The organism is Sulfobacillus thermotolerans (genome assembly GCF_039623705.1).
Taxonomy (GTDB): domain Bacteria; phylum Bacillota; class Sulfobacillia; order Sulfobacillales; family Sulfobacillaceae; genus Sulfobacillus; species Sulfobacillus thermotolerans.
Window position 1 is genome coordinate 998,818 of the sequence record NZ_CP133983.1, and the last position, 13,901, is coordinate 1,012,718.

The 13,901-nt window shown below is 50.9% G+C and carries 12 protein-coding genes; 8 read left to right on the forward strand and 4 right to left on the reverse strand.

What is annotated here, in order from left to right:
- Positions 1-893: 893 nt before the first annotated feature.
- The 4 genes from ORD20_RS05120 (at position 894) to ORD20_RS05135 (ending at position 3,318) form a co-directional block, all read left to right on the forward strand.
- Positions 894-1,370, forward strand: a complete 477-nt coding sequence (locus tag ORD20_RS05120) for a GNAT family N-acetyltransferase (protein ID WP_207654696.1) — start codon at positions 894-896, stop codon at positions 1,368-1,370.
- 313 nt (positions 1,371-1,683) lie between these two features.
- Positions 1,684-1,965, forward strand: coding sequence for a hypothetical protein (locus ORD20_RS05125; protein ID WP_103376703.1), 282 nt, complete (start codon positions 1,684-1,686; stop codon positions 1,963-1,965).
- 107 nt (positions 1,966-2,072) lie between these two features.
- Positions 2,073-2,633: an RNA polymerase sigma factor gene (locus tag ORD20_RS05130; RefSeq protein ID WP_103376702.1), complete on the forward strand. Its 561-nt coding sequence runs from the start codon at positions 2,073-2,075 to the stop codon at positions 2,631-2,633.
- Positions 2,623-3,318 (forward strand): anti-sigma factor, encoded by a 696-nt coding sequence (locus ORD20_RS05135; RefSeq protein ID WP_158246390.1) that lies wholly within the window; start codon positions 2,623-2,625, stop codon positions 3,316-3,318. Before ORD20_RS05130 ends, ORD20_RS05135 begins: the two co-directional genes overlap by 11 nt.
- A 59-nt stretch (positions 3,319-3,377) precedes the next feature.
- On the opposite strand, the gene ORD20_RS05140 is transcribed toward ORD20_RS05135, so the two are convergent.
- Positions 3,378-3,737: a hypothetical protein gene (locus ORD20_RS05140; protein WP_430626569.1), complete on the reverse strand. Its 360-nt coding sequence runs from the start codon at positions 3,735-3,737 to the stop codon at positions 3,378-3,380.
- Positions 3,738-3,744: 7 nt separating this feature from the next.
- Complete coding sequence (locus ORD20_RS05145) at positions 3,745-4,623, reverse strand: class D sortase (RefSeq protein ID WP_430626570.1); 879 nt, start codon at positions 4,621-4,623, stop codon at positions 3,745-3,747.
- Between the two features lie 187 nt (positions 4,624-4,810).
- Between ORD20_RS05145 and ORD20_RS05150 the strand changes: the two genes are divergently transcribed.
- From ORD20_RS05150 to ORD20_RS05165, 4 genes are all read left to right on the forward strand, one after another.
- Positions 4,811-6,553 (forward strand): hypothetical protein, encoded by a 1,743-nt coding sequence (locus tag ORD20_RS05150; protein WP_430626571.1) that lies wholly within the window; start codon positions 4,811-4,813, stop codon positions 6,551-6,553.
- A gap of 37 nt (positions 6,554-6,590) precedes the next feature.
- Positions 6,591-8,483 (forward strand): S53 family peptidase, encoded by a 1,893-nt coding sequence (locus tag ORD20_RS05155; RefSeq protein WP_103376697.1) that lies wholly within the window; start codon positions 6,591-6,593, stop codon positions 8,481-8,483.
- A gap of 109 nt (positions 8,484-8,592) precedes the next feature.
- On the forward strand, positions 8,593-8,742 hold the full coding sequence (locus tag ORD20_RS05160; protein ID WP_158246389.1) for a hypothetical protein: 150 nt from the start codon (positions 8,593-8,595) through the stop codon (positions 8,740-8,742).
- Between the two features lie 872 nt (positions 8,743-9,614).
- Positions 9,615-10,394, forward strand: coding sequence for a G1 family glutamic endopeptidase (locus ORD20_RS05165; RefSeq protein ID WP_242968643.1), 780 nt, complete (start codon positions 9,615-9,617; stop codon positions 10,392-10,394).
- Between the two features lie 132 nt (positions 10,395-10,526).
- On the opposite strand, the gene ORD20_RS05170 is transcribed toward ORD20_RS05165, so the two are convergent.
- Positions 10,527-11,387 carry a cytochrome c oxidase assembly protein gene (locus tag ORD20_RS05170; RefSeq protein WP_103376696.1) on the reverse strand — a complete coding sequence of 287 codons (861 nt, stop codon included), beginning with the start codon at positions 11,385-11,387 and terminating at the stop codon, positions 10,527-10,529.
- 103 nt (positions 11,388-11,490) lie between these two features.
- Complete coding sequence (locus ORD20_RS05175; RefSeq protein ID WP_103376695.1) at positions 11,491-13,836, reverse strand: plasma-membrane proton-efflux P-type ATPase; 2,346 nt, start codon at positions 13,834-13,836, stop codon at positions 11,491-11,493.
- Between the last annotated feature and the right edge of the window lie 65 nt (positions 13,837-13,901).

Consider the following 13,901-nt stretch of genomic DNA (forward strand, 5'->3'; position numbering starts at 1 on the left):
TGAAACGGCTCGGCAATGATGCGACCCTAACAAGGTTAGGCGATGTATATCAATATTTGTTCGTTGTAAAGAATTGCCTAGAACTAAAAGAGAATGAGCAAATTTATGTCGAACAGTACGGCGATATTGCAAAAATATCCCCTAAGGATTCTGTGCAAACGGAAGTAAAGCACCATTTATCCGAACATAATCTTAGCGACCGCAGCGAAGACTTCTGGAAGTCACTAAGAAACTGGTTAAAAAATTATGACTACGCAGCGAAGTTCAAGTCATTGATTCTTCTCACCACCTCGAGTATTCCTGCGACTTCTGCTTTTTACCAATGGGATCTGAAACACCCCACAGATCGGTTAAGTATTCTTAAAGACATAGGACAGATGCGGGGCGGGAGAAGATATTTCGTAAGCTGTATGAAGAAGTGTTTTCTTTTCCCGACGACAAAATTCTTAACGTACTCGAGAATTTAGTTTTGTGTGTCGGTCAACCCCCTATTACTGAATTACACGCTGAGCTAAAGAGCCATCCCGGACTGTTAAACGTCGAGCCGGCTTGTCGATGCTATCGGCCGCTCAAGCCGCCTGTCCGGAATTCTCAATGGAATAGGCAAAATTTAATGGGTATGCGGTCAATCGTTCCCCAAGTCCTTATCGACATCGCTTGGAATGAGGCTGAAACGGACATCGCCGCTGCCCAAGACAGTCTGGATCATGCGCGACGGTTTCTTGGCGAATCCAGCCCGCCTCCGGTTACCAGCTCTAACCTATGGGCATGAGTCAGACATCGTTGTCAGCGCGTTACGCCTCAAGCACTACGGCATAGCGGCCAGCATAGGTTTTGTTAACCACGTTTGTCATCAATACCTAGCGTGGAAAATGGATTCATGAGGGGGCCAGATGATGGCATTTTCGTTCCGCACTATCGATGTGACAAGGGACCTCAGTACATGCATCGACTTTCGGAAGGATTCGTTTCGGGTGAGTTTTGGCTCCGAAAAGGGCTTTAATCCCGGTGAATACGTTAAACTTCTGACGGAACGGACCGTTCAATTTCCGTGGGGATATGTGATGGTGGAAGAACACGGAGATACAGTTGGGCAAATGGAGATTTTTACGAGAGACCATGAGGAGAGGTTGATAGGGTTTGTCAGTCTATATTACCTCGTTCCGTCGATTCGCGGACAAGGAAAGGGAGCACAGTTGTCTGATTATGCGGAACATTGCTTCCGTAACCAGGGGGTCACTGAATATCATTTACGAGTATCCCCGGCCAATCTTCGTGCTGTTCGATTCTATCAAAAGTGCGGTCTAATCAATCTTCAAGAAGAAGGTTCTGATCATACGGTATGGAGAATGGGTAAGATGTTGATTTAATGAGTAATGGACGTGAAAAAGGTCGTGGATGGCGATCGTATCAGGATGATTGTTCGGTTCGTGTATTGGCTCGAGATGGGCGGAGGCATGTCGAGTTTGATAGGATTGGTTCATGGGGGAACAGAACTCAAGAGCATCAAGAACTTGGAATCGACTTTCTGCGTGATCTTTCTATCCAGGTGTGTGAACCATCTCGAAATCCTTGGGGTCACCGCTTTAAGGACGATGCCACCTGCCGCACGGGCACGCGAAAAGTAGGCTATACTAACATAAAATGTTCGAATTGATTGATGTGGTGAGGAGATGACGTCGCTTGACAAAGCGGTGGGCGCTCGTTACGGCTAGCGGCATTGGGGCGATTAGTGCGGCGGCACTTTATATAATTGCTCTGCGGTATGAGTCGTGGGCCATGACGTGGCATCAAGGGTCTGTCTTTCTCGGATTTGGGCCCTTTCAGATCTTTTATGCGCAAGTCTTCCCGAGGTTTCATGGACCATCGGATGTGACAATGGGTATAGGGTGGGGTGTGGTCTTTGACCCGCTGTTAATCAGCTACGGTGTATATCGCTTGCTAAGTCGCTACCGGAGCGACTAAGAGTAGGTCTCCCACAGATTCGGAAGCAAAAGTTTCTTCATGAAATTCGTAGGCGAGAGATCGTTTTACGCCGGATTTTCGGATTCATGGTTAGAGAGGCGGATGTCATGGCAAGTCACGAAGGCGAGTTGCTGAGCCAAATTGCCCAGGGAAATCAGCAAGCCATGATGGAATTTTATGATCAATATTTTGGCATTGTGGCAGGGTATTGTCGAAAGATGATTGCTGATCGAAACATTGCAGACGAGGTTATTCAAGACACCTTTATGCAGGTGTGGCGAACGGCGGCTGTCTATGATGCCGGAAGGGCGCCGGTGACCGGGTGGCTGTTAACGTTGGCGCGGAGTCGAGCGATAGATCGGCTTCGCAAGGTGGCACGCGAACCGACCCAAGCAGGTCTCGACGAAGCGGTCGGTTTGGAGGGCGGCCCGAGCGACCAGGTCGAGACGGCCGTGGTCAAGCGAGAAGCGGAGACCACGCTTCATCAAGCGATGGAAACCTTGCCGGCTGCCCAGAAAAATATGATTGAAGCGGTGTATATTCGGGGACAAACTGCGGAAGAAGCGGCCAGGCGCCAAAACATCCCGGTAGGGACGGCGAAAACGCGGTTGAGATTAGGCTTGGAAAAATTGCGAAGGGCCTTGGAGGTGTATACGAGTGGACCATGACAGACTAGAGCTCAACTTACCGCTTTTGGCAGCAGGATCGTTGCCTTCAGATGAAGCGGCAGAACTCGAAGTCCATCTCCAGACTTGTGTCAGTTGCCAAAAAGCCTATCATGACTACCAGGCCTTGTTGCAGCAGTTGGACCCGCATGAGGACGATGTGACGGAAGACTGGGACCAACACGACCGTTTACGCCAAGAATTTCTGGAAAAGCTGAACGCCGAACGTATTACACCCCAGACGGCTACCAAACGTCGCCACACAGGATTCCTCCCATCGGCAGTAGGGTGGGCAGCCGTTGTGGTGATCGGGTTAGGAGGCTGGGCTAGTGCATATCACTTGCATCATGTGGCCTCTCAGCAAGAACAGGTCATTAGACTCATGGCCAGTGGTCAACGACTGGATTTGACATCACCGCATGGGCCTTACCGTGCCGCCTTGTATCTGTCCAAGAACCGCGCCGTTGTTTTGGCAAATCATCTGCCCGTTCCCGGCCACGGGCAAACCTATGAAGGTTGGTGGATTCAAGGCGGACATCCAGTTGCGGCGGGAACTTTTGGTTCCACACCTTCGGCGTTGAAAGTGCCCGTACCGCACCCAGAAGCATTCGCCATTACGGTAGAGCCCGTTGGCGGCACGAAAACCCCAACTACCCCGATTTTGGTCATGGCTACCTTGCCGGGTTAGAAGAACCTTTAGCACGTTAAGGCCCCCGTGTTTGAAGCGGGGGCCTTTGAATCTTGGTCTTATGCGGACTGGGACGAGTGTTCACCCGAACCGGTTATGTGAAGAGCCTTTTTGGTGGAGGAACAGCCGTATAAAGCGAGCGCAAATAATGCCCACAACGCTCCACTGTTGAAGTCCGTCGCATAGGGCAGCCAAAATTGTCCTGCTTGTTGCATGGTAATCCAAGCCCAAATGGACAAAACGATAAGGCCTGCAGCACCTAAGCGGCGTAGGCGCGGCCAAATAAGTGCAGCCAAAGCCCCTAGAACGCCAAGCGCAAAGAGATGGCTGGGAACTGTGGAAAATCCGGTTGTGGCAAAGGGATAATACCAGGATTGCCACGCGGTTTCGAGCCATCCCGCTAGACTTAGGGTGAGCAACAGAGGTTTAGCGAAACGGTTCCACTGGATGGGGGCATCGGCACTGGGCCAAAGAGCAACGCCAAGGAGGGCATAAAGTAGTAGCCTCCGTTGCGGCTTGCAGTGGTAAAACAGATTGCTGGTAGGTAAAATCGGCTGCTGTGCCGGCGTCTTGATAGCGCAAGGTACCCATCGGTAGAGAATTGTCTTGCAGAGACAAAGAATAGTGGTCCGTCACAAAAGACGGGATCATGGCGTGATAGGGTGAGGCGGGGGGCATGAGAACCGTTGGGGTCGCATGGTCCGTCAGGACCGACCGGACCAGTCGACTCTCAACGATATATCGATTCGGGGTCAAGTACAGGGCATTTAACGGATCACAGGCTTCAAGATCTAATGTGGATGCGGGACTGACGGGTAATCCTGCCGTATCTGAAACAATTTCATGGCCTGTGACATCAAACCAAAATGTGCCTTGAGATGTTGTCACAATCAAGCGATTGCCCGGTCGTAATTGGTTGAGATGTCGGAAATAGGTCGCGTTATGCGCGGCAATAACGCTAGTGCCTAATTGGCCTGGCATGACTGAACCAGGATAATGACCGGCCGCTAGCAGCAGCTCGCCATAGGCGGTGCCTTGGACGACGGGCACTTTCAAATGGAGCGAGGGGATCCAAAGGGTTGCACAGCGTTGACCGGGTTTAGGGTTGTCTTGTAGAGGGGCTGCTTGCAGTGATTGGGGCTCTGGGGATAAGGATTGAGATGGCTGTATGGTGCGAGACGGCTTAACCGTAGGTAACGGAGCAGCAAATTGGCTGGTCCATTGCACCGCGGGGCCAATCCATAACGGAATGGCCATCATGCCTAGACCCAAGGCGGCCAGACTTATTGCGAATGTTCGACGCATGGTATTCCCTCCTCGTTATCGTGCTTTACTTGGGCCTACGTAAAAATCCTCGGATGCGATCTCTTCCACAAAAAATCCAGGAAATCTTCTCGTAAAAAAACCTTAAATTTTTTCTCCAAAAAGAGATCGGGTTCGTTCTGCGTTCCGTATATGAAGTGAAATCAGTCATCACGAGGAGGAAAAATTCATGCGTTATCTGACAAAAATCTTGAGTACGACAGCCCTGAGTGTGGCGACGATTGGGGCATCTGCATCCATGGCCTTTGCTGCTTCACCGAGCTCGTCGATGACCGCGACTCCTGGGGTCTCATTGCGCCTTACATTGGATCAGTTGCTGGGGGAGCATGCCTTAGTACTCGAAGAGCGCATGCAAGCATTGTATAGTGGGAATACCGCGCAATATAATGCCCTAACATCCATTATGAACCAAGATACGCAACAACTGACTCAGGCAGTGTCGTCCATTTATGGCAGTGCCGCGGGGACAAAGTTTGCGTCTTTGTGGAACCAGCACATGTACTTCTTTAACTACGTGAATGCGGTAAAGGGGGAAAATGCGGCGCAAGCGGCGTTAACGCAGTATAAGAACCAATTTAGCCAATTTTTAGCGGGGGCCAATCCGAACTTGAGTGAGAGCACCTTGTCCACCGTGTTGCAAGAGCACATCAATCAAATTACCACAGCCCTCAATGACTATGCCCAGGGTCAAGATAGCGCTGCGACGCAAGAACTCGTGCAAGATTATAACTTGATGTACACGGCAGGCGGATATCTTGCGGGCGGTATTGCAAAACAATTTCCTGCCAAGTTTGACAACCAGTCCCCATCGACTCCGGCTGTCAATCTACAAGTGGCACTCGATCAACTACTGGGAGAACATGCCATGATTTTAGAGTTGGCGATGCAAGCTCTCTATAGTGGCAACCAAGGTTTGTATCATGCTTATATGATGCAAATGAATGCGAATACGCAAGCATTGACTCAGGCCATAGCCAGTATTTACGGGACGGCTGCGGGTCAGCAGTTCGAGCATTTGTGGGAGCAGCACCAGTACTTCTTTACCTATGTGAACGACGTTAAAGACGGCAATACGCCCGGTGCTAGGGCCGCCCAAGCGGCGTTAACGCAGTATAAGAACCAATTTAGCCAATTTTTAGCGGGGGCCAATCCGAACTTGAGTGAGAGCACCTTGTCCACCGTGTTGCAAGAGCACATCAATCAAATTACCACCGCATTTCAAGATTATGTGGCGGGCAATGATGCGGCCGCAACTCAAGAGTTGATGCAGGACTATAATCTGATGTATACGGCGGGGGGATATTTAGCTCAGGGCATTGTCGCGCAATTTCCAAGCAAATTTGATCACACGGCGACGAATACTGCGGCCGGAAACTTGCGGGTGGATTTGGATCAACTGCTTGGTGAGCACGCGTTGATTCTCGAATTACGGATGCAAGCCTTATATAGCGGCAATACCAATCTCTATAATGCCTATACCGCCGTCATGAATCAAAATACGCAGTCGTTGACAGCGGCCATAACCAGTATTTACGGGCAAAGTGCTGGACAAAAGTTTGAATCGTTATGGAACGAGCATATGTACTTTTTTTCCTACGTTACGGATTTGGTCGACGCGAATAGTGCTCAAGCCACACTCACGCATTATAAGGACGCTTTCGCGGCATTTTTAGCAAGTGCTAGGAGCGACATCGCCCGTTACGGGCCTGCCCTTTACGGGCCTGCCCTTATTGCCGATTATGGGAATCGGAGTCGGTTTGATGGGAGCAGCAGGACTGTTATTAAGGACGCGACGGCAATCCTAGTAGCGAAAACGGGTTATCACCGTTCGGGCTTTCAGCCCGGACGGTTTTTTTATGTTAATAAACAAAAAACATTGCAGGAATTTTATGGCAAAAACCGAATATTTTGATCAGATTCATGGACTTAACATAAAGGGGGACGGTTTCATGAAACGGACATGGGCGGTACTAAGTACCGCGACGGTTTTAGCTCTACCGGCCTTGGCTCTACCGGGATCGGCCGCTGCCAGTCAATATGGACGAGTCTCGGGGAATATTGCCCATGCGTTGCTGGCTCAATCCACAATGACTGGGGCAGCAAACACGTCGGCGAAAGTTACCCTATATGTGGGGTTTAATTTTGTCAAACCGGCCAACATGCCAAGTCTTGCGCAGTACATTCAGGATACCGAAACGCCGGGCAATGCGTTGTTTCACCATTTTCTTACGGAGACCCAGTTTGCGGCGGACTACGCGCCATCCCCGGATCAAGTCGATGCATTGCTTAATTATTTGGCGCAATACCATATTGTTCCGGTCACTGTCCATGGCCACTTTGTCCAATACCCTTTAGGCATTAATGTGACCGGGACAGTAGGCGACGTGGAGCAGGCGTTTTCGGTTTCCATCAACAATTATCTTTCGGCGGGGAGATCTTTTATTGCCAACGATGAAAACCCCTCGCTGCCAATGTCCTATACGTATCAAGGTACGTCATATAATTTAGCGCGTTTAGTTTCCGGCGTCGCAGGGATGACCACCTATAACGGGATTGGACCCCATACCGTGCAACAGTCCAATGTGACGCATCTCAATGACCAATCCGGGCCCGTCGGCTATTCACCGCAGCAAATTGCTGCGGCATATAACGCCACGCCATTGCTGGCGCATCACATTACAGGAAAGGGGGTTACGATTGGGGTGGCCACTTTGGCGCCCTTTGTGCCAAGTGATGCGACGTATTTTTGGCAGTATTATGGCATTAACCGAACCGGGAGCCTCAGTGAAGTTGGAGTCGACGGGCAAAGCACGACCGCTTCTGGGAAAGGAATAGGGGGGAGTGAAACCTCAATAGATGTTGAACGTTCGGGCGCTATGGCGCCAGGGGCCAACATCATTGTGTATGAAGCACCGAATACCACTACGGGCTTTATTGATCTCTATGACACGGTCGCTACAGCTGACCAAGTCCAAGTCATGACGACGAGTTGGGGAGAAGCGGAGTTTTTCGAACCGTTCTCTTATGCCTACATGCTCAACCAAGCGTTTATGCAAGGGGCCGCTGAAGGGATGACCATGATTGCAGCGTCTGGCGATGATGGGGCATATGACGGCTATCCTACCGACAAACAGCTCGCGGTCGACTCGCCCGCGTCAAGCCCCGATATTTTGGCGGCTGGTGGGACGACGTTGCCGATGGTGTCGACCCAGCCGAACGCGAATCCGATATCACCCGGGACTTCAGAAACGGGATATATTCCCATTCCTAACGGATCGATTGCCATGGTGGGAGAGCAAGGCTGGGGATGGCAATATTTATTGCCTTATTACGCTAATTTTGGTGTCAAATCTGAAGCCATATGGGAAAGAGATATTTATCCCTTCGGATCAACGGGAGGATATAGCGCGTTTTGGACGTCATCGACTCCTGACAATGGCGCGAGTCTTTATTGGTGGCAATCGGGTACGGGGAATGCCAATGCTCGGGGTGTGCCCGATGTGGCGTTTGATGCCGATCCGTTTACAGGCTATGCGATTTACGACACGAATTCGCTCTATACGACCGAATCTGACGGTTGGACCAATGGATGGGGCGGTACGTCTTTTGCCGCACCGCAATGGGCAGGGATTATGGCCTTGATCGACCAAGATCTCCGGGGCCCGCAAGGATTGGTGAACGCGGCATTTTATGCGAATGCCAATGGCGGGGGATTTCATCCCATCACGCAAGGCAACAATTGGTATTATAATGCGGGACCTGGATGGAACGCCGTCACGGGCCTTGGCTCTCCTGACGTGGCCCAGTTGGCGAAAAGTCTTACGGCGTGGAATCAAGAGTAGAGGTTGGCAAAGGCGAAGGAGCGAAAAGCTTGCTTCGCCTTTTTGTCACGGGGCTACATGGAAAAAACGGGCATGATAAGGAGGAGATGTGTTTAAGGAGGATCTTTGCATGGGGACGAAGATGTTGTTATTTGCGATTGTTTTAGAAGGGTTTGCAGTACTCATGAATGCTGATTCAAGCGGATTAGGCTTAGTATGGGTGGGCGTTGCGGTGATTGGTCTGGGTATGGGGGGCTTAGGTCTCTTTTTGAAAAATTGAGCATGTCAGGGTGGCGATGGGGCAATAGTCTCGCTCAGTCAGAAAGACGTGGAGTCGCTAGACATACAAAGAAGCCCGCTTCTCATGACGGCTGACCCTGGTTGAGAATTTGTGAATTGCATTATGTGCGCAAAAAAAGTATGGCTCGGGGCCATTGTTGCGATCGCGAAACGGCTCCAATCAGCCCTTTTGTCTTCTTTCCTATGTTTGGGTCTATTCTTACATGGTAGACTGAATGCCTAACTGCTGATTTGTCGACACCACGGAATTTTTCACTAATTTAGCAGCTTTTTAGAATGGACTTTGCTTTCGGATAAGCGTCTTCGCCAAGGACGCCAGAGGGCTTTATATCCTGGCAGGGGACCGAAGGCTCCGAATACGAGGCATGTCATACGCATCCCAAAAGGTTGAGAACACATCCAACGGCCAAGGCTACCGTGCCGCTGCTATGGCAGCGGCAGCGTTATTAATTATGATTTGCACTAGAAGATTGGGACCGACTTGGAGCCTTGGAGAAAACTGACCGCTACCGCCGATGCGTGAAGGATGTGGCGGACATGGGGCACGATTAAGCACGGTAAATGAGTGCCGATAACGAAGCGTGATGGTCCACAAGGTGGGCTGTTGGCGGAGTGTACTGACGGCACCATATTATTGTTACAAGGAATAGTTGTGATATCGCCATTTGGTTCCTCACTTGTTTCCTAATGGTGCATCGGATGACGCCAAAACGACGAAAGAAATAGAACCCAAAAAATTCTATGGAAAAAGAAGGAAAAACAACAGAAAGAACAGAACACACAATATGTACCATGGATATGCTGTTAACGGGATTGACCATCCATTTGCTCTTACCGAGGAGGAATTTATTCATGCGTGTTCGTTCATGGATTATGACAGCTGCGATGGCATCTTTTGTCGTGGGTGCGCCGACTATGGCTATGGGAACGTCGGCCCTTCCTTTAATTACCCATGCGCCAAGACTTAAATTGTCCCGCCCATCTCATGCAATCGGCAATTATGGATGGTCTTCGAGCAATTGGTCCGGCTACGCCGTAACCAATGGGCCCTACACCCAAATTACGGGAAGTTGGATTGTCCCAACGGTGACAGCAGGGCATGGGTCGACCTATTCGTCGGCGTGGATTGGGATTGACGGCTTTAATAATAGCGATCTAATTCAGACAGGCACAGAACAAGACTATACTGGGGGATCGGCACAGTATTCGGCATGGTGGGAAATTCTTCCGGCAGCAGAAACGGTCATTAACGAACCGGTTGCGCCGGGCGACCAGATGGATGCGTCTATTGTGAATGACGGCAATGGGGTATGGACTATCACGCTAAAGGATGTCACGGAAGGCTGGACCTTTACAACCAATCAGGACTACTCAGGACCCGGTGCGTCTGCTGAATGGATCTTGGAGGCTCCGACCATCGGAGGGCATGTCGCCACATTGGCCAACTACGGGGAGACAACGTTTAATCCCGGCACAGTCAATGGGGGAGCCAATCCTGATTTCACGACCGAGGATGGGGGCGTCATGATTCAAAAGAACAAGCAAGTTTCGACACCCTCGGTTCCGGACAGCGATACGGATGGGTTTAACGTGGCCTATGGCCCCACAGCGCCTAGCGCTCCCGCCTCGTAAACAAGGGCCCCTGCGGGGGCCTTGTTTACGAGGTTTCTTCGGCTTGTGACGGATGGCGGTGAGCTTTTAGCAACGATTTATAGAACACGGCACCATTTGAAACGCTGTTGTCTAGTCGCTTGCAAAATCTGGTTAATCATACCAATGCGAGTCGTCATAGCGTGAATACGAAGCCACAAATGCCACAACGAATCCGAGTCCCATAAAAGCTTCCAGAATAACCACGCCGAGTTGTTGATCCGCAAGCGGTGTCAGGGACAACAGGCGCGGGGCGTGCACATAGAACGAGTAGAAAGCGACGTGGGTATCAATAATGTAAAACCACACGAGCATCATCAGAGCGAAGTTGAAAAAAATATACATGAGTTGATAGATCCGGGACACCATGCCTAATTCGATGTGGTCTTGATCCCAGGAATCAGATGGCGTGAACCCTTTGACCGGCAGCGGGGCTAAGATAGGCCACCACATGGTAATGGCCAAGATCAATACGACGTATGATTCGAGAATATAAAGCCATCCCGATAATAGGCTGACATCGAGCAGGGGTGGATAGTTGAATCCAGCGAAAACGATGTTAAATAGTAAAATAGCAACAACAGGATTCGTGACGCCCGCTAAAAGGCGTGACCACGTCCCGTGATGCCAAACGCGTGCCAGCAGCGCTTCGGGAAGGCCTAACAAAAATAGCGGGGGGATTACCATCGTGAGTAGTGCATATTGCAACATATGAGCAGAAAAAAGATAGTGTTCGGCCGCCAGCCGGATGGGAGAGCCCATGGCGAGATAGAACATCAAAAGAGCCAGCGTGAAATAGGTTTGCTGTAAAAAGCTGGCAGAGTATCCCGTGGCGTTGTGATGCCTTCGTCCTGTCAAGCGAAGATAGAAAGAGAAAACTAATATCAGAATCAATGCCATGACCGGGTGCCATAAGAAAAATACATTGTGTCGCCAAAAGTTGGCCATATTCCACCTCGCATGCGTCTGTGTCATTGTGGGTCGTTCTCCTTAACATTGTACTCGGAGTCGCCACACTTAGCAGGCGTCTTAGACGATGGATGCTTGCCAACATCAGACAGGCCTCGCTCGGATGACGTTATGACATCTCTGAGGGGCCAACACCCGGGACGGGGCTAGGGGAAGCGGTCCGGCTATGAAAGAAACGTAGAACAATGCCTTTCATTCCATCGAGGATCAGCATATACAGCAGCGTGAACACAAAGAGGTAGACGATAGCGCGTAAGGTGACGGCATGCATGAGCCAGCCATGAACGGCCAATAGCGACACGACGATGACGTCGCCTAGGGCAGCCAGTGTCAGAAAGCGTCCGGGCCGTGATAGCCAGAACCACGAGCGTTCTCGAACGACAAAGACATTGCCAAGGCCAGAAAACACGAGACCCAAAAAGTCCATGGTTTGCAAGGTGGGGAGCGGCCAATGGAAATCATACCGGCCGACCAGGAAGACGGCAAAAATGTAAATGAGCCAGGCCATGGCAATGATGAGCGATGTGCCTATGAGTGATGGAAGATCCCAGTGGTCAGGGTCTTGGGAGTACCGCACGTTATCATCGGCCAATGACATGGTCACGAAATCATTGGCAAAGAGCAGCAAGAGGACAAGAAGCGGAGTGACGACAAATTGTCCAAATAACAGTAAGCCGAGACTTAAGAACATAGCGACCTGAAAAGTTTTCACGATTTTGTTGAGGGTATAGGTCAGCATGCGTTGATACACAAGTCGCCCTGTTTTGACGGCGGTGACCACATCGGTTAGCCCAGGTCGCGTGAGCACTAAGCTTGCCGCGGCTTTCGCGACATCCATGGCATTGGACACGGCAATACCGACTTCCGCCTGTTTGAGCGCTGGTGCGTCATTGACGCCATCCCCGGTCATGCCGGTGATGCGGTGTTGTTTTTGCAGGCGTTGCACAATATGAAATTTGTCTTCGGGAAACACACCCGCAAATACCCCGCAATCTTGGTTTGACGTTTGAATGGCGTCGTGCTCGCAGACGGGACCTGCAATATGCAATTGGCTCGCAACGGCTTGAGCCGTGGGGACACTGTCTCCTGTGACCATGCGTACGTGAATGCCCAAAGCCGTCAAATCGGCCACAGCTTGGGCGGCATCAGGTCTTGGAGGATCGGAGAGCGCTAAAAATCCTTGAAAAGTCAAGGAATTTTCCGGGCCTGCTGCTACCCCCAAAATCCGTGCACCGGTTTGTGACAGTTTTTCGGCAGCGTCTTGCCAGTCGGTTAGTGCGGTTAAAGCCGCAATGGTCTGAGGGGCTCCTTTAATGGCTTTCCACGGCACACCGTTATGAATAAACGTGGCCTCCGACCGCTTTGTGGCAGGATCGAAGGGAATAAAGTCTTGACGGGGCGGTAAGGTAAGATGCTGCTCTTGAACCGCTTGCAAAATTGCAAGATCTAAAGGATCCTGGGTAGCGGTATCACAAGCGATGGCTGCCATGGTAACAAGGTCCGATTCTAAGACACCTGGGGCAGGTTGCATAGCCGTCAGGGTCAGTTGATTGAGGGTCAAGGTTCCTGTTTTGTCTGTACACAACTCGTCCATCGACGATGCTTCTTCTATCGCCGCTAGACGCGTGACTAAGACCCCATGATGTGCCAGATCTAAGGAGGCTAAGGCCGTAGCTAGGGTAAACGTGGCGGGGAGCGCGACCGGAACGGATGCGACGAGCAAAATGAGGGCAAATGGTAAAATATCGCCAAGAGCAATGCTGTGCACGGTGGCGTAAATTAAAATACCCACCACGAGAATGCCATCAAGCAATACCAGGTAGCGCACAATGCCCATGACGAGATCTTCAAGGTGACTCCTAGACCCTGCGCCCCGCACCAGCTCAGCGGTTTTCCCGAAATAACTCCGGGCCCCTGTCGCTTGAACGGTTCCGCTCGCTTCACCACGGCGTAAGATGGAACCCGAATAGATGATGCTACCCGCGCTTCGTTCTACCGGTGCTGCTTCCCCGGTCAGAGACGATTGGTCAACCAGCACGGATCCGGCATCCAAAAGCGTGTCGGCCGGGGCAAAGTCACCCATGCGCAAATGAATATAGTCTCCAGGAACCAGATCGGCGGCGGGAATTTCGGTCCACGAGCCATCTCTTAACACGCGGGCATTAATTTTTAACTGAGTCCGTAAGAGATCCAAAGCACCTTGGGCCCGGCGTTCTTGAGTAAACCCTAAAATGGCATTGAACACTAAGAGGAATGCGATAATCAGCGCTTCAGGAGTTTTGTGGAGAATGCCCTCGAGAATCAGCGTGACTTCCAGCATCCACGGAACCGGTCCCCAAAATTTCATCAGAAACAACCGGATGGGGTGCGGAGCTTCCTCTTTGACTTGATTCGGTCCGAATTTCTGAAGAAGCGCTTGGGCTTCGCTCGTAGTTAGTCCCTTTGTAGTGTCCATAGAACGCTCCTTTAGTTTAGGCCTGTACCTTAGATGCATGAGCTTGTTCATATCATGGCAATTTG